We start from the raw sequence: 22,334 nt of genomic DNA, 5'->3' as shown, positions 1-22,334 counted from the left end.
CAGGACCGAGGTAGTCGTCGTCGCGCCCGCGAAGGAGTCCGTCATGTCGTCGCCCCTGTCCGACCAGGCCAAAGAGATGCTGGCCAAGGCGAATCCCGCGGTGATCAGTACCGTGCGCTCCGACGGCCAACCGGTGTCGGCGGCCACCTGGTACCTGCTGCGCGGCGACGAGATCCTGGTCAACATGGACGAGGGCCGGGTCCGCTTGAAACACCTGCGGAAAGATCCCCGGGTCTCGCTGACGGTGCTGGACTCCGACGACTGGTACACCCACGTCACCGTCATCGGTCGCGTCACCCGGATGTACGACGACGACGGACTGGCAGACATCGACGCACTCTCGCGGCACTACAGCGGTCAGGAGTACCCGCAGCGGGACCGCCGACGGGTCAGTGCCGTCATCCAGGTCGACCGGGTGCACGGGTGGGGGTCGCAGAAGAACAACGATCAGCCCGACGGAAGCCAATAGGTCGGCGCCGTCGCGGACACTGTACGGGCACCGGCGGTCGATCTACCGACTTCTGTTCTGGCAGACTCAAATCGGTGCATGTACGTACGGGTGTGATCCACTGTGCTGTCGTGACCGATCTCGCCACCCGCCCCAGACTTGCACAGGCCCGCGCCCACTTCGCCGACGTCTTCGCTCAGATCGCCGCTGGAACCCTGGATCGAGAACTGACCGGATCGTTGCCCGTCGAGGCCGTCTCATCACTCAAGGAGGCCGGTTTCGGGACGCTGCGGGTACCGGCCGAGTTCGGCGGGTGGGGGTTGGACTGGACCGAGATCACCGCGCTGTGGATCGATCTCGCCGCGGCCGACGCCAACCTGACGCAGGCGTTGCGTGGTCATTTCGTCTTGGTCGAGGACACGGTGTTCCGGCATCGGCGCGGGGACGATCAGTCCCGGTGGTTTGCCCGGTTCGTCGCCGGCGAGATCGCGGGCAACGCATGGACCGAGACGGGCTCGACAGCCATCGGGGATGCGCAGACGACCGTCACCCATCCCGACGGACGTCATCTGGTGAACGGGCGGAAGTACTACACGACGGGGACGATTTTCGCCGAATGGGCAGATGTGTACGTCAAAGACGGTGACGGGTGGGCGACCGCAGTGGTCGACACCCGCCAGCCCGGTGTAGTGGTGCACGACGACTGGGACGGTTTCGGTCAGCGCGGCACCGGAACGGGCACCACGGAATTCACCGACGCGGTGGCCGACGACGTCATTCCGTTCGAGCGTAGGCACCCCTACCAGACCGGGCTCTACCAGCTGAATCTCGTCGCCACGCTGGCGGGTATCACCCGGGCGGTCCTGACCGATGTGACGGGCGAGGTGCGGCGGCGAGACCGCAACTACTCGCACGCCAGCGCAGCCCGGGTGCGTGACGACGCTCAGGTACTGGGTCGGGTCGGCGACATCTGGGCAGCGGCCTACACCACCGAGGCCGTGGCTCTGCGACTGGCCGAGGCGATCGACGCAGCAGCGATCGCCGATGACGCGGCGCTGCCTGCGGCCGCAGAGCGGACCGAGCTGGAGGCGGCGGCAGCGCAATTGACCGCATCGCAGCTGGCGATCGACGCGGCGTCGAACCTGTTCGACACGCTCGGCGCCTCCGCCGCGTCCCGCGACCGTGGACTGGATCGGCACTGGCGCAATGCCCGCACGGTGGCCTCGCACAACCCCCGGCTGTTCAAGGCGAAGGTGTTGGGTGCCCACGCGGTCAACGGCACTCCCCCTCCGTACGCGTGGGGTATCGGTCGCACCGAGCGCGGCAGTCAGTCGAGGCGGTCGCCGCTGGCACTGTCGAACAGGTGCGCGCGATCTGCGCGAACGTTCACGGCGACCGTGTCGCCGGGCGTCGGCGCGCCGGGCCACTGTGCCACCGCAGCTGCCTCTGCCACCGCGGTCAACCGGTGTTCTCCGACCCGGACGATCAGAACGTAGCGGGGACCGAGTAGTTCGACGAGTTCCAGTGTCGCGTCGCCCGTCTCGTCGGGGGTGACGGCCAGGTCTTCGGGCCGGACGCCGAGTGTGACGGCGGCGTGGTCGGGGCCGGCGATCCGGACGTGCAGGCCCGCGGAATCGAAGACGCCGTCGCGCACCGCCCCGGGGATCAGGTTGGTGCTCGGCGACCCGATGAAGCCGGCGACGAATGTGTTGGCCGGCCGCCGGTACAGCTCGGCCGGGGTGCCGATCTGGGAGATGCGTCCGGCGCGCAGCACCACGAGCTGGTCGGCGATCGTCATCGCCTCCTCTTGGTCGTGGGTGACGTAGAGCGCCGTGATCCCGGATTCTTGTTGCAGCCGCCGGATCTCCGATCGCAGCTCGACCCGCAGCTTGGCGTCGAGGTTGCTCAACGGCTCATCGAACAGGAACAGCGCCGGGGTGCGCACGAGTGCGCGAGCGATCGCAACCCGCTGTTGTTGCCCACCGGAAAGCTGGCGCGGCTTGCGGTCCAGCAGCGCGGTGATTCCCACCCGCTCGGCGGCCTGCCGAACCCGCTGTGCAGCAGCATCTTTAAGTACACCGTTGTTGCGGAGCGGGAACGCGATGTTGCGTTCGACGCTCAGGTGCGGGTAGAGCGCGTAGTTCTGGAAGACCATCGCCACGTCGCGCTCAGACGGGGTAGCGCCGGTGACGTCGCGCCCGCCGATGTGCACGGTGCCGCTGTCGGCGGATTCGAGGCCGGCGACGATCCGCAGCGTGGTCGACTTACCGCAGCCCGACGGCCCGACGAGAACAGTCATCGATCCTTCGGGCAGTGACAGGCTGAGTCGGTCGACGACGGCGGTCCTGTCCGAGGACGAGTCGAATGTCTTGGTGATGTCGCGGAGTTCGACGGCACTCACTTGGTGGCTCCTGTCGTCAGGCCGCCCACCAGGTACCGCTGTGCGGCGAGGGCGAGCACGTAGACCGGCAGGATGCCGAGCAGACCGGCCGCGGCCTGTTGTCCGAACTGCACGTTACGGTCGCCCTGGAACAGCGACAGCCCGACGGTCAGGGTCTGACTCTCCTTGGTCACGGCGAGGTACACCGCGAAGAGAAAGTCGTTGTAGCTGAGAAAGAACACGACGAGCAGGGCCGCGATCACCCCGGGGAGCAGCAGCGGCACGACGACTTTGGCGAAGATCGCCGCGGGCCGCAACCCGTCGATCGCGGCGGCCTCGTCGATCTCGACCGGGATGCGGCGAACGAATCCGTCCAGCAGCCACGCCGCGACGGGAACGCCGGCGATGCCGTTCACCACGATCAGGCCTACGACGTTGTTGACCAGCCCCACCGACCGCAGCAGGAAGAACAGCGGGATGATCGCGACGATCGGTGGGGCGCAGTAGCTCGCCAGCAGCACGGTGAGCAGGCGCTCACCGCGGACGTGGCGGGCGGTGACATAGGCTGCCGGAGCAGCGATCACGACCGCGAGCAGCGCCGCTCCCAGCGCGGTCAGCCACGAGTTGCGCAGCATGGTGCCCAGGTCGATCGTGTCGAACACCGTGACGATGTTGCTGATCGTCCAGGAGTGCGGAAGCAGGCTGGAGTTGAGCACGTCTGAGGCAGGCCGCACCGCCAGCGACGCCAGGTACGCGATGGGGAGCAGCGCGATGACGACGGCACCGGCCAGCGCGATCCGACGTCTCACGCGTCGACCTTCACCGCGCGTGCCCGCAGTGTGGTGACCACGGTCGCCACCGCCCCGACCACCATCGCGAACACCAAGGTCTGCGCGGCGGCGGTGCCCATGTCGAAGCTGCCCCGCAGTCCGGTCTGGTAGATCACGAATGGTGTTAGCGCAGTGGAGAATCCGGGGCCGCCGGACGTGATGACGACGATCGAGTCGAACACCTTGTAGCCGATCACGAGTTCGAGCACGGCGACGGCCAACAGGGTCGGCCGGATCGCAGGCCACGTGACCGTGGTGAAGGTGCGCCAACGGCCGGCGCCGTCGATGCGAGCCGACTCCAGGAGTTCGGGACGGACCACTCCGAGCGCAGCGAACGCGATGAGCGTCGCGAACGGCGTCCATTGCCAGATGTGGATGATCATCAGGACGATCAGTGCTCCGCCCCCGGAGCCCAGCGGATTGACGCCGGCCAGGCCGATCGCGGCGAACAATCCGGACAACCCACCACCGACGGGTGCCAGCAACAACTTCCACGCCACGCCGACCAATACCGGTGCGGTCACAAGCGGGAGCAGCAGGAGCGCGCCGGCGAACCCGAAGCCGCCACCGCGATCGCGCAGCAGCAGTGCCAGGGCGAGTCCGAGGACCGTGGTGGCTGCGGCGACGACGATGGCGAAGAGGTTCGACTTCCACAGGGACGGGACGAACGCCGGTGACGCGAACGCCGTGACGATGTTGTGGGTACCGGTGAAGCTGCGCAACGGATGTGCCAGAGATGACTTGGTCAGGGTCAGCGCGACGAGGTAGACGGTGGGGTAGACCAAGAACAGAACGAGTCCGGCGATCGCGGGCGCGGCCAGCCACAGCGGAACGCGCCGGATCATGTAGCGGCGCTCTCCCACCCGCGCTGGGCGTTGTCCAGCGACTGCTCGACGGTCTGACTGCCGCTGATCGCCAGCGCCAACTGATCAACGAGATCCTGCAACAATTTCGGCGCGCCGGCCTGTTTGGGCCACACGAGAGGATCGCCGCCGAGTCCCTGCCGGATGGGTCCGATCGCCTTGGTAACCACCTTGGCGTACCCCTCGGAGTCGAGTACCTCACCTCGCACCGGGTCGATACCCGCACCCGCCGTGGACGACGTCACGAGGTTCTGCGCGCCCGCAGTCGCCCAGTTGACGAAAGCCGCAGCCGCGTCGGCGTTCTTCGTCGCGGTCGAGATACCGAGGCCGAAGCCGGCGTCCAGCGCGGTGCGCGGCGTGGTGTTGGTGCCGCCGACGGGCAGCGAGACCGCGCCCCACTTGCCGGCGATCTGCGACGCGGTGGGATCCTCGGCGCGCAGCGCCATGTCGGTCCAGGTGTCCAGCAGTGCGCCCTGACCGGTAAGGAACGCGGTGTTGGCCTGGTCGAAGCCGATCTGCAGCGGGGTCGGCAGCGCCGCAGGTGCCACGTCGACGAGGTGCTTGAGCGCGGCGATCGAGGCATCGGAGGTCAATGCCGGTTTCCCCGTGCTGTCGAACAGGTTCCCGCCATAGCCGGTTAGCCGGTTGATGTAGGAGCAGCCCAGGATCATCGGAACCTGTTGGCCGGAGACGATGGCGCCGTAGGCGGCGCCCCGCGCATCGGTGGTGATTTTCGCAGCGACCTCGTCGTACTCGTCCCAGCTGGTGGGCGGCGCGACCTTATACCGGTCGAGCAGTTCGGCGTTGTAGAAGAGGATGTGGATGTCGCCGTCGTAGGGCAGTCCGTAGCGTTTTCCGTCGAGAAGTGTGTACGGATCGTAGATGGACTTCAGATAGCCGTCGACACCGATCTGCGCGGCGTTGGCGTTGATCCACGGCGTGAGGTCGGTGAGTGCTCCCGCGTCGACCAGGTCTCCGAGGCCGAAGTAGAAATAGTCGAAGACGTCGAACTCACCTGTGCCGCTTTGTACATCGAGGATCTGCTTGCTGGTGAGCTGGTCGTACGGCGACGCGGTCACCTCGAGCTTGCCACCAGTTGCGGCCGCCCACTTCGGCGCGAGGATGTCGCGGAACGATGTCACGTGCGGCTGGTTGACGAGCAACTTGAGGGTGACACCGTCGAAGCGACCCGACACCGGCGCGGTGGACGAGAGCGCGGAGCTGGTGCTCGACGATCCGCACGCAGCCAGAGCCGGCGCGAGCGCGGCCGCACCGCCGGCAATACCGAGCAGTTGCAGCGCACGACGGCGCGAGAAGACGGGGGTGGTCACACCGCGCAACGCTAGGAAGAGCTACCGGATCTTCCGAGAAAAAAACTCAGCCCGAATCTTGCACGGGCAGACGTGAGACCGCGGCGCCTCAGCAGAGGGAGCCGGCGAACACGGCACCGGTGACAAGCGCGACGAGAATCGCCACGGTTGGCAAGCCGCTGGACAGCGCGAGGACCACACCGGCGATCCCGGCGATCAGCACCGTCGCCATCACGAACCCGATCAGCCAGTTGACGGGGTGAGCGGCGCGGGCCGGCTTCAACTCCTGCGGGACCATCGCGCCTTCGCCGGTTCCGGCCATGTCCATCCTCCTTGTGATGACGAACACAATATAGCGCCACAATGATTGAAATCACAGTTTGACCAAACAAAGAGTGTGATCGAAAGCCCAACTAACAAAAGCGATTAGGCCGCCTAACCGAAGATCATGACCCTCGGTAACCTCGCGGACGTGCGACTGAGGAGCCTCGTCATGGCCGTCGCCGTGACGGCCGCCTCGGTCCAGTGCGCCCCACCTCCGGCAGCCCCGCCGGTGTCCTCGAGCCCGAGCCCGACATCGACCCGAGCTACACCGAACCCGGTCGAGCCCAGGCCCGCCACCGTCAGCCCCGTCACGGCGGCCGACCTCGGAGCGACCTGGCGACCGGGCTGCCCGGTGTCCCCCGATCAGTTGCGTCGCGTCGACCTGGACCACTGGGGTTACGACGGCCGCCTGCACCGCGGCGAGTTGGTGGTCGACGCCGAGATCACCGACGCGGTCATCGACCTGTTCGGCCGTCTCGCGGCGCTGCGATTCCCGATCGAGAAGATGCGCACCCCCGATCGCTATCCGGGCGCCGAGGACGAGCTGTCGATGCGCGACAACAACACCTCGGCATTCAACTGCCGTGGCATCCCGGGGTCCACCAGCTGGTCCTGGCACGCCTACGGCCGCGCCGTCGACATCAATCCGCTCGTCAATCCCTACGTCGACGCGCGTGGCCACGTCGAACCGGCCACCGGGACGCCCTGGCTGGACCGGACCCGTCGCGACGTCGGCATGCTGCACGACGGCGACCTGGCCGTGGAGGTCTTCCTGAGCAGCGGCTGGAGCTGGGGCGGGCATTGGCGCACACCGCTGGACTACCAGCACTTCGAGCTACCGAGATGACTTAGGTCACAAATTCTTCGAAACCGTGAACCGGACGGGCGGCCCCGTCGTGTCCTGTCCAGGCCCTCGATCGGACAGGAGACGAACCTGCTGACCCGTATCGCCTCGTTCGCCCTCACCGCCCCGCGCCGGATCGTGGCCACCGCAGCTGTCCTCACCGTGTTGCTGGCGATCGTCGGTGTGCCGGTCGCGACGCAGCTCTCACCCAGCGGCTTCGCCGATCCTGGCTCGGAGTCGGCCCGCGCGTCGCGCACCCTCGCCGACACCTTCGGTCAGGGCGACGTCTCGATGGTCATCGTGGTCTCCTCACCCGACGGCATCGACAGCCCGGCCGCCCGCCGGACCGGCGAACGCATCGCCGCGCAGGTGAGCCGCGATCCCCATGTCGCCACGGTGTCGTCGGCCTGGACCGCTCCGCCCTCGGCCGCGACCGATCTGGTCAGCCGGGACCGCACCGCCGGGCTCGTCGTCGTCGGCATCACGGGCACCGAAGCCGAGCAGCAGAGTTATGCCACGCAGATCGACGAGCAGGTCACCCGCGAGGTCCCCGACGGCGTCAGCGTGCGAACCGGCGGCACCGCGATGGTTAACGTGCAGATCACCGAGCACTCGCAGCGCGATCTGCTTCTGATGGAGGGGCTGGCGATCCCGCTCAGCTTCCTGGTCCTGGTGTGGGTGTTCGGCGGTCTGCTGGCCGCAGCTCTGCCCGTCGCGATCGGGGTGATGGCGATCGTCGGCGCGCTCGCCGTGCTGCGGGCCGTCACGGTGTTCACCGATGTGTCGATCTTCGCGCTGAACCTCGCCACCGCGATGGGTCTGGCACTGGCCATCGACTACACGCTGCTGATCCTGAGCCGGTATCGCGACGAGCTCGCGGCGGGCGCCGATCGGGGACAGGCCATCCGGACCACGCTCAGCACCGCCGGACGCACCGTGGTCTTCTCGGCCACGACGGTGGCGCTCTCGATGTCGGTGATGGTGCTGTTCCCGATGCACTTCCTCAAGTCGTTCGCCTATGCGGGCGTGGCGACGGTCGCATTCGCCGCGGCGTCGGCGGTGATCGTCACCCCGGCGGCGCTGGTGCTGCTCGGTGATCGGCACGCTGCACTGGACGTCCGCCGCCTCGCGCGCCGGGTGTTGCGCCGGCCCGAGCCCACGCCCGTCCCGGTGCAGCACCGCTTCTGGTACCGCTGCGCGAAAGCCGTGATGCGCCGCGCTGTGCCTCTCGGCCTGGCGGTCGTCCTGCTGCTGGTCGTCGCGGGCCTGCCGTTCCTCGGCGTGCGGTGGGGCTTCCCCGACGATCGCGTACTCCCCCGATCCTCGTCGGCCCATCAGGTGGGAGACCAGCTGCGCGACGAGTTCGCCGAGAACACCGACACCGCAGTCACTGTCGTACTCCCCGACACCCGCGGGCTGGGTCGGGCGGAACTGTCCACCTACGCCACCGAGCTGTCCCTGGTGCCCGACGTCGTCGCGGTGTCGGCACCCACCGGCACTTTCGACGACGGCCGTGCCGCCGGTCCACCCTCCGCGCCGGCCGGTGAGCGCGACGGCGCCGCCTACCTCACGGTGGCCAGCAGCGCACCGTTGTTCTCCGATGCCTCCGAGACCCAGCTGGACCGGTTGGAGGCGGTGCCGGGGCCGGGCGGCCGGGCGGTGGAGCTCACCGGCACGGCCGCGACCAACCGCGACAGCGTCGCCGCGATCACGTCGACGCTGCCCCTGGTGCTCACCTTGATCGGCGCGATCATGTTCGTGCTGCTGTTCCTGCTGACCGGCAGTGTCATCGTCCCAGTCAAAGCCCTTGTGCTGAATGTTCTTTCGCTGAGCGCGGCGTTCGGGGCGCTGGTCTGGGTGTTCCAGGACGGTCACCTCGGCGGGCTCGGCACCACGCCGACCGGCACGCTGATCGCGAACATGCCCGTGCTGCTGTTCTGCATCGCATTCGGCCTGTCCATGGACTACGAGGTGTTCCTGGTCGCCCGCATTCGCGAGATCTGGTTGCGCACGGGAGATTCCGACGAGTCGGTGGCATTGGGTATCGCCTACACGGGGCGCATCATCACCGCCGCGGCGCTGATCATGTCGATTTCGTTCGCGGCGTTGATCGCCGCCAGCACCTCGGTCATGAGAATGTTCGGCCTGGGCCTGACGCTGGCGGTGTTGGCCGATGCGACGCTGGTGCGCATGGTGGCGGTACCCGCATTCATGCGCTTGATGGGGAGCTGGAACTGGTGGGCCCCGCAGTGGCTCAACCGGATTCATCGCCGTCTCGGCTTCTCCGAGGGATCGGCGGAGCCTTGTCGAGAACCCACGGAACGGATAGCCCCATGAGCCCTGTCAGTGTCATCGCCGGCGTCGCCGGCGCCCTGCCGGCACATCGCCACAGCCAGCAGGAGGTCACCGAGGCATTTCTCGCGATGCCCGCGTTCGCCGACTGCGCTGACATCGTGCGTGCTCTGCACGACCACGCCAAGGTGGCGAGCCGGCATTTCGTGCTGCCCCTCGACAGGTATGCGGCGCTGCAGGACTTCGGCGAGGCCAACGACATCTACCTCGAGCACGCCGCCGACCTCGCCTGCGAGGCCCTGACCGCGGCGCTGGACGAGGCAGGTCTGCGCGGTGCCGATCTCGACATGATCATGACCACGACGGTGACGGGCATCGCGGTGCCCTCGCTGGATGCCCGCATCGCGACACGACTGGGGTTGCGGACCGACGTGCGCCGGGTGCCGTTGTTCGGACTCGGCTGTGTCGCGGGCGCGGCCGGGATCGCCCGCATGCACGACTATCTGCGCGGCGCACCCGGGCACGCCGCCGCGCTGGTCTCGGTCGAGCTGTGCTCGTTGACGATCCCGGCCGCCGAACCGACGATGGCCAGTCTGGTGGGCAGTGCGTTGTTCGGCGACGGTGCGGCCGCGGTGGTCGCGGTCGGTGAGGACCGGGCCGGTCGTCTCGACCCGCACGGTCCGGAGGTGATCGACTCCCGCAGCCGGTTGTACCCCGACTCGCTGGACACCATGGGGTGGCGGGTGGGGGGCAACGGCTTGGCGCTCGTGCTGTCGGCGAACCTGCCCGACCTCATCGACCGGTACCTCGCCGACGACGTGACCGCGTTTCTGGGCATCCACGATCTGCACGTCGACGATATCGCCGCCTGGGTGTCACATCCCGGCGGCCCCAAGGTGATCGAGGCGATCACCGCAGCTCTCGCTCTCGCACCGGACGCGCTGGAGTTGACGTGGCGTTCGCTGGCCGAGGTGGGCAACCTGTCCTCGTCGTCGGTCCTGCACGTGCTGCGCGACACCATCGCGAAGAAGCCGCCGGCCGGCCGGCCCGGCCTGCTGATGGCGATGGGACCGGGCTTCTGCGCGGAGTTCGTGCTGCTGGGTTGGCGGTGAACTGTGCCGGCCTACACCCTGTTGATCGTCGCCATTGCCCTGGAGCGGATCGCTGAACTGGTTGTCTCGCAACGCAATCTGCGCTACAGCCGGGAGCGCGGCGGCGTGGAGTACGGGGCGGGCCACTATCCGGTGATGGTGGCGCTGCACACCGCCCTGCTGGCCGCCTGCCTGCTCGAGGCCGCGCACCGGGAGTTCCTGCCCGCACTGGGGTGGCCGATGTTCGGTGTCGTGCTGGCCGCGCAGGGGTTGCGGTGGTGGTGCATCGGCACCCTGGGCCGCCAGTGGAACACCCGGGTGGTCGTGGTGCCGGGTGCGGCCCGGGTCTTTGGTGGCCCCTACCGGTACCTCGCCCACCCCAACTACGTCGCCGTCGTCGCCGAAGGCATCGCGCTGCCGCTGGTGCACACCGCCTGGATCACCGCGCTGGCGTTCACCGCTGCCAACGCGGTCCTGCTCCACACCCGGATCACCTGTGAGAACCGGGCTCTGGAGCGGCTCACGTGATCGACCTGGCGGTCGTCGGCGGCGGGCCCGCGGGCCTGGCCACGGCGCTCGCGGCGGCCCGTCACGGACTGGAGACCGTGGTGGTGGAGCGACGGCAGGCCCCGATCGACAAAGCGTGCGGCGAAGGATTGATGCCGCACACCGTGCGTCATCTCGCCGCGCTCGGTGTGCACCCCGACGGGGTGCCGTTTCACGGCGTCGCCTACCTCGACGGGCGGCGGACGGTCACGGCGACGTTCGACACCGGGCCGGGGCTCGGAGTTCGGCGCACGGGGCTGCAGCAGGCGATGTTGGACGCGGCCGTGTCGGCGGGCGTACGAATCGTCGGCGGCTCGGTCGAGACGGTCGAACAGCACCGAGACAGTGTGTCGGTCAACGGCATTCGCGCGCGCTACCTGGCCGCCGCGGACGGGTTGCACTCACCGATCAGGGCGCAGCTGGGCCTGCACCGTGCCACCGGCGGCGGGCGGCGCCGCTGGGGCCTGACCCGCCACGTCGGCATCGCACCCTGGACCGACCACGTCGAGGTGCACTGGGCCGCCGATCCCGATGCCGGTGAGGCGTACGTGACACCGGTCGCCCACGACTGCGTCGGGATCGCGATCCTGACTTCCCGCCGCGGTGCGTTCGACGATCATCTCGCGGCCTTTCCTGCGCTGCACGAACGCATCTCGGGATCATCACACGGGCCCGATCGCGCCGCCGGACCCCTGCGGCAGCGGGTGGTGAGCCGGGTGGCGGGCCGGGTGATGCTCGTCGGCGACGCCGCCGGGTACGTCGATGCGTTGACCGGCGAGGGACTCGGACTCTCGTTCGCGGCGGCTCGCGCCCTGGCCGGATGCGTGGCCGCCGACCGGCCCGAGACCTATGAGCGGCTCTGGCGCCGCGCCACGCGCCGCTACCGCATGATGACGTCGATGATGCTGCACGCGAGCGCATCTCCACTGCGGCGCGCGATCGTGCCGGCCGCACACGGCGTACCACAGGTGTTCGCCCGGGCGGTCAATCTACTCGCCGAGTAACACCCCGCCCTCGCGATACGTCGACACCTTGTCGCGGCCCATGCTCTTGGCGGCATAGAGGGCCTTGTCGGCACGGTCGAGCAGATCGCGCACTGCCAGGTCGGCGTTGTCAAAGGTCTGCCGCCACGGCCGCAGCGTGGCCACACCGACGCTGATCGTCACGGTCCCCTTCGCGGCTCCGGCGTGCGGTATCGCCAGCGAGCGAATGGCCCTCATCAATCCTGTCGCGAAGCCGCCCGGGTCGTCGCAGCCCGCGACGACGACCGCGAACTCCTCGCCGCCGTAGCGCGCGGCGACGCACACGCTCGGGTCGGCGAGGTGGGCCAGCACGTCACTGATGCTGCGCAGGCACTCGTCGCCGGCCTGGTGACCGTAGAGATCGTTGAACGACTTGAAGTGGTCGATGTCGACGAACAGCGCGGTCACCTGCTCGCCGGCGACACAAGCCCGCAGCCACAGGTCGCCGGCTCGCGTGTCCAGCCCGCGGCGGTTGGCCAGCCCGGTCAGCGGATCGGTGTTCACCATGTCGGTCAGCGATTCCTGCACCTCCCGCTCGAGCGTCACATCGCGCATGATCGCCGCGGTGAGGCCGTCTTCGGTGCGACGACTGTGTAAGACGTACCAGCCCCACGATTCATCGGCCCGACGGACGCGGAAGGGTTCGGAGGTGCCTGGGAAAACGGCAGGACCCCCGGCCGGAAAGCCGGCGAGGATGGCGCGGTCGTCGGGGTGGATCTGGCTCAACCACACCGATTTGGCGATGGGCCCGTCGGTGTCGTCGAGGATCTCGTGGCCCTGGCTCGCGCGGTGCAGCACGGTGCCGTCGGCGTCGACGAGGATCACCACGTCGCCGGTCAACTCCGAGATCAGCTCATAGGCCTTGTGGCTGACGTCCTCGAGGGCGACCAGCCGCATCCGGTCCTCCAGCGCGGCGGCGACGAGCACCAGCATCGTGAACGCGCCCAGGACGAACACCTGCACCGAGATCAGGGCCTGACCGGAATCGCGAAGCGACAGCGCGAAGGGACCGTAGCCGGCGAAGGTACCGCCCAACGCCATCGCCGAACCGACGGCCGTCGCAGCGAACGCGGCCGCGATGCCGGACCTGATCAGCACCAGCAGCGCGGGCAGCCCGGTCAGGAACACCAGCACGAAGCTCGACATCGTCGCCGACGCGGCGCACAACCCCACCGTGACCGCGATCATCGTCGCGAACCACACCGTCTCGCGCCAGGGGTGCCGGCGTACGTAGTGCCGCCACCGCAGCATCAGTGGCACGAGGAACGCGATACCGACGGCTTCGGTCAGGTACCAGGCCATGGCCGCGTGCACCAACTCCCCGGGTTCGGTGCCGACCTCGCCGTTGATCACGAGCCCGGCGACGCCGATCGGGCTGGCCAGGGCCGGCCCGACGTAGACGCCGTAGAGCAGGAACCGCAGCCAACTACGCAGCGTGTCGGTGCGCCCCGTCACCCAGTCCTGGTCGCGATGCAGCATCGCCGCGGCGAACACGACCGCCGCGAGCGTCGACACCACGCCGATCTCCGGGGCGATCCCCAGCACGAGCCGTGCCGGGATGATCTGGACCGCCAGGAACGCGGCCAGATAGACGGGCCACTGCCGGCGCGGCGAGGTGAGCAGGGCGACCAGCTGCGGTGCGACGGCGGGCCACACCATCGCATACGACCAGCCGTCCAGATGGACCAGCGCGCGCACGGCGAAGCACGTGATGCCGACGGCCAGGGTCCAGCCGATCAACCGGGACGGCGGGGGAACGCCGAGGGCAGCCCGACGCGTCACCTGAGGGTGTGCGCGGGTCGTCATCGGAATAGTCAACCGCGTGGATAACCGGCGCGCCAACGTTTGCGCACAACCTCGGCAGAGGTGTCGTTCACGATCAGGATTCATTGCCGAAACATGGAACCGCCACAATGGCGCGGTGACCGACCTCGTGAACGTCCCCGCCGATCAGCCGGCCCAGGTCAATCCCGGGCCGACCGGCCAGACCAGGACGGGCATGACCGCTGATGCGCTGCGCGCCGCGGTCACCGACCACCTGGTGTATTCGATCGCCCGCCCACCTGCGGTGCTGCAACCCGAGCACTATTACCGCGCGCTGTCGCTGGCGGTGCGTGATCGGATGCAGAAGCGCTGGATGGCCACCACGCAGGATTGGTTGGACCTGTCGGCGAAGGTCACCTGCTACCTGTCGGCGGAGTTCCTGATGGGGCCGCAGCTGGGCAACAACCTGCTGAATCTGGGCATCGAGAACGAGGCGCGGCAGGCCTTGGCCGATCTCGGCCAGGACCTCGACGAGATCCTTGACTGCGAGGGCGAACCGGGGCTGGGCAACGGCGGCCTGGGGCGGCTGGCCGCGTGCTACCTGGACTCGCTGGCGACGCTGGAGCGCCCGTCGATCGGGTACGGCATCCGCTACGAGTTCGGCATCTTCACCCAGGAGATCCAGGACGGCTGGCAGGTCGAGAAGACCGACAACTGGCTCGTGCGCGGCAATCCGTGGGAGATCGACAAGCCCGATGCCAACTACCTGGTCAACTGGGGCGGGCACACCGAGACGTACGAGGATCTGGCCGGCAGGCTGCGGGTGCGGTGGGTGCCGCAGCGGGTGCTCAAAGGCGTCTCCTACGACACCCCGGTGCAGGGCTACGGCGTCAACACCTGCAACACGCTGACGCTGTGGAGTGCCCGAGCGGTCGAGTCGTTCGCCCTCGACGCTTTCAACAGCGGCGACTTCTACAAGGCGGTCGACCAGGAGGTGGTCTCGGAGACCGTCTCCAAAGTGCTCTATCCGAACGACGAGCCGGAGGCCGGGAAGCGGCTGCGCCTGCTGCAGCAGTACTTCTTCGTCACGTGTTCGCTGCAGGACATCCTGAACATCCACCTCGAGCGGGCGGGTCTGCCGTTGTCGGCGCTGCCCGACAAGTGGGCGATCCAGCTCAACGACACCCACCCGTCGATCGCGGTGGCCGAGTTGATGCGCCTGCTGATCGACGAGCACCATCTGGCGTGGGAGGACGCCTGGGATCTGACGGTGCGCACATTCGGCTACACCAACCACACCCTGCTGCCCGAGGCGTTGGAGACCTGGCCGCTGCATCTGTTCGGTGAGGCACTGCCGCGCCACCTCCAGCTGATCTACGAGATCAACGACCGCTTTCTCGCCGAGGTGCGTGACACGTTCCCAGGTGACGAGGAACGGGTCCGCCGGATGTCGCTGATCGGGGAGGACGGCGGAAAGTCGGTGCGGATGGCGCATCTGGCCACCGTCGGCAGCCACGCGGTCAACGGTGTCGCCGCGTTGCACTCGGAACTGCTGAAATCCAGTGTGCTGAAGGATTTCTACGAGATGTGGCCGGAGCGCTTCGGCAACGTCACCAACGGCGTCACCCCCAGGCGCTTCCTCGCCCTGTCGAACCCGGGGCTGCGGGGGCTGCTCGACGAGGCGATCGGGCCCGGGTGGTTGACCGATCTGGAGCGGCTACACGGCCTGGAGTCGTTCATCGAGGATTCCTCGTTCCGGTCTCGGTGGCGAGAAGTCAAGCGAGCCAACAAGTCTCGACTGGCCGAGTACGTGCACTCGACCACGGGCATCGAGCTGGATCCGCTGTGGATGTTCGACGTGCAGGTCAAGCGCATCCACGAGTACAAGCGTCAGCATCTGATGGTGCTGCACATCGTGGCGCTGTATCACCGGCTGAAGTCGAACCCGGGGTTGACGATCCCGCCGCGGGTGTTCCTGTTCGGCGGCAAGGCCGCACCGGGCTACGTCATGGCCAAGCGGATCATCAAGCTGATCACCGCGGTCGGCGCGACGATCAACAACGATCCCGACGTCAACCGTTTCCTCAAAGTCGTGTTCCTGCCGAACTTCAACGTCAAGAACGCCCACCTCGTCTACCCGGCCGCGAACCTGTCCGAACAGATCTCGACCGCGGGCAAGGAGGCCTCGGGCACCGGCAACATGAAGTTCATGATCAACGGCGCGCTGACCATCGGCACACTCGACGGTGCCAACGTCGAGATCCGGCAGGAGGCAGGATCGGAGAACTTCTTCTGCTTCGGGCTCACCGAGGATCAGGTCGAAGCCGTCAAAGCCGAGGGGTATCGGCCGCAGAGCTATGTGGAACGCGACCCCGAGCTGGCCGCCGTGCTGGAACTGATCGCGGCGGGCACGTTCACCCACGGCGACACCGAGGTGTTGCGCCCCGTCGTGGACAACCTGATCGCCCACGATCCGTTCCTGGTGCTCGCCGACTACCGGGCGTATGTGGACAAGCAGGCCGAGGTGTCGCGGGTGTGGCTCGACGACGAGGTGTGGACGCGGATGTCGATCCGCAACACCGCCCGCAGCGGAATGTTCTCCTCCGACCGGGCGATTCGCGAGTACTGCGACGAGATCTGGGGCGTGGGCCCGATGTCGGTCGATCTCTAATAGAGATTGCGCTCGAGCGCACGCAACAGCGTCAGCGTCGAGGCGAGGTCGTGGTTCTCCCCTGACGCCGCGAGCGCATCGCCGAGCACCCTCGCCCAGATGACGCGCAGCCGCGCCAGGTTCTCCGCGGCCTGCCGGGTCGAGCGCAACACGACCTGACGGCTGTCGGCCGGATCGGCCGATCGGCGCACCAACCCTTTGGCCTCGAGGTCGCGCAGCGCCCGGCTCAGGTTGCTGCGCTGCAGCCCCGTTCCCGCGGCGACGGTGCCGGCGCTGACGTCGGGATGGTGGTCGATGTAGCGCAGCACGGTCACTTCGGTCGGCGAGAGTTCGACGATGCCGGGGTCCGCCGCGGCCTGTGACTTGATTGCGCGCGCGACGGCCATGACGACGTCGGCGAGGTCCGCGAGCTGCTCACCGCGGGGCTGTCGGGCTTGCACGGCACCACCATACCTGATATTTATTGTTTGATAATTATGTTCTGATAATTAACACGGGAGTTCCCATGACCTCGACCGTCGATACGCCGGCTCGCCGGCAGGCGCCTCCGCAGATCACTGCCGGGCTGCTCGTCACGCTCGCGCTGCTGTCGGCCGTCGCGCCCTTCGCGACCGACCTCTACCTGCCCGCCTTCCCGCAGATGGTCGACGACCTGCACACGTCTCCGACGAATGTGCAGCTCACCCTCACCGCATTCCTCCTGGGCCTGGCGGCGGGCCAGCTGGTGTTCGGCCCGCTGTCGGATCGCTACGGGCGTGTCAAGCCACTGGTGTCCGGCGCCGCCGTGTGCGTGGTCGCCAGCGTCGTCGCCGTCCTCGCCCCCACGATCGAGGTGCTGGTCGCGGCCCGGCTGGCGCAGGGGCTCACCGGCGCGGCGGGCATGGTGATCGGCCGGGCGATCATCTCGGACCTGGCGACGGGACGTGCCGCGGCGCGCGCGTTCTCGCTGATGATGATCGTCGGCGGGATCGCTCCGATCGCCGCTCCGCTGGCGGGCGGCTTCCTGGTGCAGCCGCTGGGCTGGCGTGGCGCGCTCGCGGTCATCCTGGCCCTCGTCGTCGCGATGCTCGTCGCCGCGCTGGTCGTGATCCGCGAAACCCACACCGAGGAACGTCGTCGGGAGCTCCGAGTGAACCGAGCGACCCAGGGCTCGCCGCTGCGGGATCTGGCCCGCCGCGAATACCTCGGTCATCTGGTCACATTCGGCTTCGCGTTCGCGGTGATGATGGGCTACATCTCGGCGTCGCCGTTCGTTTACCAGACGATGATGGGCCTCAGCTCGGCGCAGTACGGAGCGATGTTCGGGGTCAACGCCTGCGGGCTGCTGCTGATGAGCGCGACGAGTGCGCGGCTGGCCGCGCGCGTCGAGCCGCGCCGGTTGGCCGGCGTCGGCCTCGTGATCATCCTGGCGGCCGGCATCGCGGTGCTGACGCTGGCGGTGACCGGGGTCCCCGCGGGCTGGCTCGCGTTGCCGCTGTTCTTCTCGGTCGCAGGCATGGGCCTGATCTTCGGCAACACCACCGCGCTGGCGTTGTCCGCTGCTCCGAGGGCCGCCGGCACTGCGTCGGCGCTGCTCGGCGCCACGCAGTTCGGGCTCGCGGCCGTGGTGTCGCCGCTCGTCGGCCTCGGCGGAGAGCACACCGCGGTACCGCTGGGCATCGCGATGGTGTGCGCGGCGACGGTGGCCGTCCTGGGCTTCGCGGCCGCACGCCGCTGAGCGGCGAAAACCGTTGATGGCCGGTATGGACGCTGTGCCAGGCTCGTCGAATGGTCGATCTCGACTCCTTCGCCGCCGACGGCTACCTCACCCTCGAACAGGCCGCGCCGCGCGCTGCCGCCGACGCGGCGCGGGAGCTGCTGTGGCAACGGCTCGGCGTCGCGCGGGATCCGGCGAGTTGGACCCAGCCGGTCGTCTGGACCGCCGACCTGACCGGCGAGGGTCCCTTCGGCGCACTGGTCCGCAGTCCGAAGCTGGCCGACGCGCTCGACGCGATCTGCGGCGAGGGCGGGTGGACGCCACGCGGCGCCCTCGGCAACATCCCGGTTCGCTTCCCGGTGCGCCCGCCGGCCGATGACCGCGGCTGGCACATCGATCTGAACACCCCGGGGGACGACGGTGCCTGGCACGTGACGAGGCGGCCGCACACCTTGCTGGTGTTGACGTTGCTCTCCGAGGTGTCGATCGACGACGCGCCGACGCGCATCCGGGTCGGATCCCACCGCGACACGGCACGCGTGCTCGGCGATGAACCGCTCGACGCAGTGACGGCCGGCGCCCTCGTCGACGCCGCGAGCGCGTCACGGCCGGTCCGGTACGCCACCGGGGAGCCCGGAGACATGTTCGTCCTGCATCCCTTCACCGTGCACGCCGCAGACGAACATCGGGGCGTCACATCAAGGTTCATGGCCCAAGGCCCGGTGCTGCTGACGCGCCCGCTCACAACTCGGTAACGACCCGGTCACCGCCGGGCGCGTCCCCGGCCGCCGGCGCCGCATCGCGAATAGGTTCGCGCGCGTGATCTCTTTGGGCCAGCGGGTTCGTCGTGTCGCCGTCGCGGCGCTGCTCGCCGCCACCGCGCTGATCCTCACCCCGCAGGCGCACGCGTTCTCCCGGGAAGGCCTGCCGGTCGAACAGCTCGACGTGCCGTCGCCGTCGATGGGCCGCACGATCCGCGTCGAATTCCAGGGCGGGGGCCCGCATTCGGTGCTGCTGCTCGACGGCCTGCGTGCGCAGGACGACTTCAACGGCTGGGACATCAACACCGCAGCCTTCGAATGGTTCCACGAGTCCGGGGTGTCGGTGATCATGCCGGTCGGCGGGCAGTCCAGCTTCTACGCCGACTGGTACCGGCCGGCGAAGAACCGCAACGGCGTGCTGACGTACAAGTGGGAGACGTTCCTGACGAACGAGCTGCCGACGTGGCTCGCCGCCAACCGCGGTCAGGATCCGTTCGGCAATGCCGTTGTCGGGCTGTCGATGTCGGGCAGCGCTGCGTTGACGATGGCCGCCTACTACCCCCGTCAGTACAAGTTCGCAGCGTCGCTGTCGGGTTATCTGGCTCCGTCGCAGAAGTTCTGGCCGCCGCTCATCGACATCGCGATGCAGGACGCCGGCGGTTTCGACTCACTCGACATGTGGGGCCCGTCGGGCTCACCGGCCTGGAAGCGGGCCGATCCGATGCTCAACATCAACCGGCTCGTCGCCAACCGCACCGCGCTGTGGATCTACTGCGGCAACGGCGTCGCTTCCGACCTGGACACCGGGACGGACGTGGGCATCAACCTCAGTGCGGGGTCGTTGGAGACGATCACGATCGCCACCAACAAGGAGTTCCGCGACAAGTACATCGCCGCGGGCGGGCGCAACGCGATCTTCAACTTCCCACCGAACGGCACCCACAGCTGGGGGTACTGGGGCGCGCAGTTGCAGCAGATGAAGCCCGACATCGTCCGGCTGCTGGTCCCGCCTCCTCCGCCACCGGCGCCCGCTCCGCTGCCGCCGCCCCCGCCGGTACAGGCGCCTGGCTGATCACTTCAGGTGCGGGTCCAGCAGCGTCGACCAGGCGTTGTCCAGTTGGTTCCATTCGTCGGCGCAGCCGTCGGCTCGGTCTTCCGGCAGCCGGCCGGACGTCACGAGGTCGGCACCCGCCTCGGGGTCCGCGCCGTAGATCCAGCACTGCAGGTTGAACATCCGCGTCTCGTCGAGTGAGTGCACATCGGCGAAGTCGGCGGCGCCGAGTTCCTGACGTTCGGCGCCCGACGCCTCGAAGGTGCTGGCGAAATCCTTGACGGCCTTGACGGATTCGGGGTCGGGTTTACCGTCGTCACCGGGCTGCAGCAACACGAACGCCGCCAATTGGTCGGCGACGTCTTCCTCCCGCCCGGTGATCGGCAGCTCGTAGATGCTGATCGCCATGTGACCGACCTCGTGATAGAACGTCGCGTACTCGGAGTTGATGGCCGCGGCGCTCGGATCGGGATCACCCAGCGCGGTGAACACCTCCTTCGCCGAATCCGCGTCCTCGTAGCACAGCGTGATGCTGTTGGCGCCTGCGTCCCAGAACGCATTCGGCTCGTCACATTGCGCGCCCCGCAGCGTGATGTCCTGCGGCAGATACAGAGACTCATTGATGTCGGCAGCCAAGTCGTCGAGCACGGTGTTGTCCTGGAGCAGTGCTCGGCCGGCGATCGCCTCCGGTGTGGTCGCATCCTCGTAGGTGACGGTCATGGTGCCGTCCCCGCCTTCGGTGTCGTCGGTCTGCGGGTCCTGCGGAGCGCCAGAGGCTTTGGCAGCTGGAGGCGACATCGATGGGGACGCAGATGGGGCCGGTGCCGGACTGCTGCAGCCCGCGATCAGCCCGACGGACAGCACCACGATCCCCCACACGCGCATGGTGCATACCGTCGCACACCGGCGCTCGCGCCGAGTCGGTTGCGGCAAAACCCGTCAGTCGGCGGGCACCAGTTCGAAGATCGGGATGACGCGGTCGGTCCGCTTCTCGTAGTCGCCGAAACCGGGCGCCTGCTCGACCACCCGCGGGTAGAGACGGTCACGTTCCTCGCGCGGCAGCTCGCGCGCCCGCACCGGTCGCGGCGGCTCGGAGCCGATCTCGACCTGCGCCTCGGGGTGCGCGCGGATGTTGAACGCCCACGCGGGATCTGAATCCCTACCCGCCGCCGACCCGACGATGTAGATGCCGTCGTCGAACTCGAAGTACGCCACCGGATTGACGCGTTGCTCGCCGCTCTTGGCGCCGGTCGAGGTCAACAGCAGCAGGGGGAACCCTTCGAACTGGCCACCCACCTTGCCGCCGTTGGCCCGGAACTCGTCGATGTTGCGCTGGTTGAAGTCGCGCTCTCCGCTCATCTCATCGGCCATGTCCCGATCGTATGGCGGCGCGCGCTGCACCGGACGAGGATGGCGAGCATGGATCACGTCACTTTCATCCCGACCGCCGACCAGATGGCCTACACCTTCGGCGGCGCGGCGCCCGTCGCGAGGATCACGCCGCCGACGGTGCTGACGTTGTGGACCGAGGACGCCTACGGGGGCCGGATCACGAGCGCCGCGGATGTCGCGACCACCGCCCTGGACACCGAAGACCTCAACCCGCAGACCGGGCCGTTCTGGATCGAGGGCGCCGAACCCGGGGACACACTCGTCATTCATCTCGTCGACCTGACGCCCGCGCGCACCTGGGGTGCGTCGAGTCTCATTCCGTTCTTCGGCGGGCTGACCAGCGTTCCGGTCAGCCCGACACTGCAGGACCCACTGCCCGAGCGCACGTACATCTACGAGTACGACTCCGCGGCCGGCACTGTCGCGTTCTCCGCGCACGGCAGCGACTTCGAGCTCGCGCTGCCCGCCAACCCGATGCTCGGCACCGTCGGTGTCGCACCCGCCCGCCGCGAGGTGCGGACCTCGCTGGTGCCCGATGTGTTCGGCGGCAACATGGACACCCCGGAGATGAGAGCGGGCGCGACCTGTTACCTCCGGGTCAACGTGCCCGGCGCCCTGTTCTCGCTCGGCGACGGGCACTACCGGCAGGGTGAAGGCGAGTCCTGCGGCACCGCGGTCGAGGGCGCGATGAACGTGACGGCGATCGTCGGGTTGGTGAAGGGCGGCGGACCGGCCTGGCCGCGGATCGAGACCGACACGCATCTGATGTGCGTGGGCTCGGGCCGTCCACTGGAGGAGGCGTGGCGAGCCGGCCAGGTGGAGATGATTACGTGGCTCGGTGAGCTCTACGGCCTGGATCGTCTCGACGCCTACCAGCTGCTGACCCAGATCTCGCTCGCCCCGATCGCCAACGTCGTGGACACGAACTACAGTTCGGTCACCAAGATCGACAAGCGGCTGCTGCCCGCCGCATCCGCGTTCGGCGGTGTCCATGCCGAGATGCGCTCGGCAGCAGGTGGTTTCGGTTCCATCACCTATTAGGAGGACGC

General features: G+C 68.3%; 20 protein-coding genes and 1 pseudogene. 12 read left to right on the top strand and 9 right to left on the bottom strand.

Annotation, left to right across the window (positions count from 1 at the left end; genetic code table 11):
• Positions 1–43: 43 nt before the first annotated feature.
• On the top strand, positions 44–469 hold the full coding sequence (locus tag ACXYX3_RS04650) for a PPOX class F420-dependent oxidoreductase (RefSeq protein WP_458610354.1): 426 nt from the start codon (positions 44–46) through the stop codon (positions 467–469).
• Positions 424–1,617 (top strand): annotated as a pseudogene (locus tag ACXYX3_RS04645) (acyl-CoA dehydrogenase family protein); the annotation flags it as partial. The gene ACXYX3_RS04650 and the pseudogene ACXYX3_RS04645, both read left to right, overlap by 46 nt.
• 158 nt (positions 1,618–1,775) lie before the next feature.
• On the opposite strand, the gene ACXYX3_RS04640 reads toward ACXYX3_RS04645, so the two are convergent.
• The 5 genes from ACXYX3_RS04640 to ACXYX3_RS04620 form a co-directional block, all read right to left on the bottom strand.
• Positions 1,776–2,849 carry an ABC transporter ATP-binding protein gene (locus tag ACXYX3_RS04640; RefSeq protein ID WP_458610353.1) on the bottom strand — a complete coding sequence of 358 codons (1,074 nt, stop codon included), beginning with the start codon at positions 2,847–2,849 and terminating at the stop codon, positions 1,776–1,778.
• The gene (locus ACXYX3_RS04635; protein WP_458610352.1) at positions 2,846–3,637 is read right to left on the bottom strand and encodes a carbohydrate ABC transporter permease; all 792 of its coding nucleotides are present in this window, start codon (positions 3,635–3,637) and stop codon (positions 2,846–2,848) included. The genes ACXYX3_RS04640 and ACXYX3_RS04635 overlap by 4 nt, the downstream gene beginning before the upstream one ends.
• Positions 3,634–4,503 carry a carbohydrate ABC transporter permease gene (locus tag ACXYX3_RS04630; RefSeq protein ID WP_458610351.1) on the bottom strand — a complete coding sequence of 290 codons (870 nt, stop codon included), beginning with the start codon at positions 4,501–4,503 and terminating at the stop codon, positions 3,634–3,636. Before ACXYX3_RS04630 ends, ACXYX3_RS04635 begins: the two co-directional genes overlap by 4 nt.
• The gene (locus ACXYX3_RS04625) at positions 4,500–5,852 is read right to left on the bottom strand and encodes an extracellular solute-binding protein (RefSeq protein WP_458610350.1); all 1,353 of its coding nucleotides are present in this window, start codon (positions 5,850–5,852) and stop codon (positions 4,500–4,502) included. The genes ACXYX3_RS04630 and ACXYX3_RS04625 overlap by 4 nt, the downstream gene beginning before the upstream one ends.
• Positions 5,853–5,940: 88 nt before the next feature.
• The gene (locus ACXYX3_RS04620; RefSeq protein ID WP_458610349.1) at positions 5,941–6,153 is read right to left on the bottom strand and encodes a hypothetical protein; all 213 of its coding nucleotides are present in this window, start codon (positions 6,151–6,153) and stop codon (positions 5,941–5,943) included.
• Positions 6,154–6,324: 171 nt separating this feature from the next.
• Between ACXYX3_RS04620 and ACXYX3_RS04615 the strand changes: the two genes are divergently transcribed.
• The 5 genes from ACXYX3_RS04615 to ACXYX3_RS04595 all read left to right on the top strand — a co-directional run bounded on the left by ACXYX3_RS04615 (position 6,325) and on the right by ACXYX3_RS04595 (position 11,932).
• Entirely contained in the window at positions 6,325–7,002 is a 678-nt protein-coding gene (locus ACXYX3_RS04615) for a M15 family metallopeptidase (protein WP_458611975.1), read from the top strand.
• 87 nt (positions 7,003–7,089) lie between these two features.
• Complete coding sequence (locus ACXYX3_RS04610) at positions 7,090–9,336, top strand: MMPL family transporter (RefSeq protein ID WP_458611974.1); 2,247 nt, start codon at positions 7,090–7,092, stop codon at positions 9,334–9,336.
• Positions 9,333–10,403 (top strand): type III polyketide synthase, encoded by a 1,071-nt coding sequence (locus ACXYX3_RS04605; protein ID WP_458610348.1) that lies wholly within the window; start codon positions 9,333–9,335, stop codon positions 10,401–10,403. The genes ACXYX3_RS04610 and ACXYX3_RS04605 overlap by 4 nt, the downstream gene beginning before the upstream one ends.
• A 3-nt stretch (positions 10,404–10,406) precedes the next feature.
• Complete coding sequence (locus tag ACXYX3_RS04600) at positions 10,407–10,910, top strand: isoprenylcysteine carboxyl methyltransferase family protein (protein WP_458610347.1); 504 nt, start codon at positions 10,407–10,409, stop codon at positions 10,908–10,910.
• On the top strand, positions 10,907–11,932 hold the full coding sequence (locus tag ACXYX3_RS04595) for an NAD(P)/FAD-dependent oxidoreductase (protein WP_458610346.1): 1,026 nt from the start codon (positions 10,907–10,909) through the stop codon (positions 11,930–11,932). The genes ACXYX3_RS04600 and ACXYX3_RS04595 overlap by 4 nt, the downstream gene beginning before the upstream one ends.
• Here ACXYX3_RS04595 and ACXYX3_RS04590 read toward each other — a convergent pair.
• Positions 11,918–13,756, bottom strand: a complete 1,839-nt coding sequence (locus ACXYX3_RS04590) for a sensor domain-containing diguanylate cyclase (protein WP_458610345.1) — start codon at positions 13,754–13,756, stop codon at positions 11,918–11,920. The genes ACXYX3_RS04595 and ACXYX3_RS04590 overlap by 15 nt on opposite strands.
• Positions 13,757–13,871: 115 nt before the next feature.
• On the opposite strand from ACXYX3_RS04590, the gene ACXYX3_RS04585 reads away from it, so the two are divergent.
• Entirely contained in the window at positions 13,872–16,385 is a 2,514-nt protein-coding gene (locus ACXYX3_RS04585; protein ID WP_458610344.1) for a glycogen/starch/alpha-glucan phosphorylase, read from the top strand.
• Here ACXYX3_RS04585 and ACXYX3_RS04580 read toward each other — a convergent pair.
• On the bottom strand, positions 16,382–16,825 hold the full coding sequence (locus tag ACXYX3_RS04580; RefSeq protein ID WP_458610343.1) for a MarR family winged helix-turn-helix transcriptional regulator: 444 nt from the start codon (positions 16,823–16,825) through the stop codon (positions 16,382–16,384). The genes ACXYX3_RS04585 and ACXYX3_RS04580 overlap by 4 nt on opposite strands.
• 65 nt (positions 16,826–16,890) lie before the next feature.
• Between ACXYX3_RS04580 and ACXYX3_RS04575 the strand changes: the two genes are divergently transcribed.
• The 3 genes from ACXYX3_RS04575 to ACXYX3_RS04565 all read left to right on the top strand — a co-directional run bounded on the left by ACXYX3_RS04575 (position 16,891) and on the right by ACXYX3_RS04565 (position 19,914).
• Complete coding sequence (locus tag ACXYX3_RS04575) at positions 16,891–18,102, top strand: multidrug effflux MFS transporter (protein ID WP_458610342.1); 1,212 nt, start codon at positions 16,891–16,893, stop codon at positions 18,100–18,102.
• Positions 18,103–18,152: 50 nt separating this feature from the next.
• Complete coding sequence (locus ACXYX3_RS04570) at positions 18,153–18,836, top strand: phytanoyl-CoA dioxygenase family protein (protein WP_458610341.1); 684 nt, start codon at positions 18,153–18,155, stop codon at positions 18,834–18,836.
• A 64-nt stretch (positions 18,837–18,900) separates the two neighbouring features.
• The gene (locus ACXYX3_RS04565) at positions 18,901–19,914 is read left to right on the top strand and encodes an esterase family protein (protein WP_458610340.1); all 1,014 of its coding nucleotides are present in this window, start codon (positions 18,901–18,903) and stop codon (positions 19,912–19,914) included.
• Here ACXYX3_RS04565 and ACXYX3_RS04560 read toward each other — a convergent pair whose 3' ends face one another.
• Positions 19,915–20,778, bottom strand: coding sequence for a DUF4344 domain-containing metallopeptidase (locus tag ACXYX3_RS04560; RefSeq protein ID WP_458610339.1), 864 nt, complete (start codon positions 20,776–20,778; stop codon positions 19,915–19,917).
• Between the two features lie 54 nt (positions 20,779–20,832).
• On the bottom strand, positions 20,833–21,264 hold the full coding sequence (locus ACXYX3_RS04555; RefSeq protein WP_458610338.1) for a nitroreductase family deazaflavin-dependent oxidoreductase: 432 nt from the start codon (positions 21,262–21,264) through the stop codon (positions 20,833–20,835).
• 48 nt (positions 21,265–21,312) lie between these two features.
• Between ACXYX3_RS04555 and ACXYX3_RS04550 the strand changes: the two genes are divergently transcribed.
• On the top strand, positions 21,313–22,326 hold the full coding sequence (locus tag ACXYX3_RS04550; protein ID WP_458610337.1) for an acetamidase/formamidase family protein: 1,014 nt from the start codon (positions 21,313–21,315) through the stop codon (positions 22,324–22,326).
• Positions 22,327–22,334 lie beyond the last annotated feature (8 nt).

This window comes from Mycobacterium sp. Panama NTM2 (assembly GCF_054355555.1).
The sequence above is the reverse complement of the archived record's forward strand: the minus strand, read 5'-3'. Positions and strand labels throughout refer to the sequence as shown.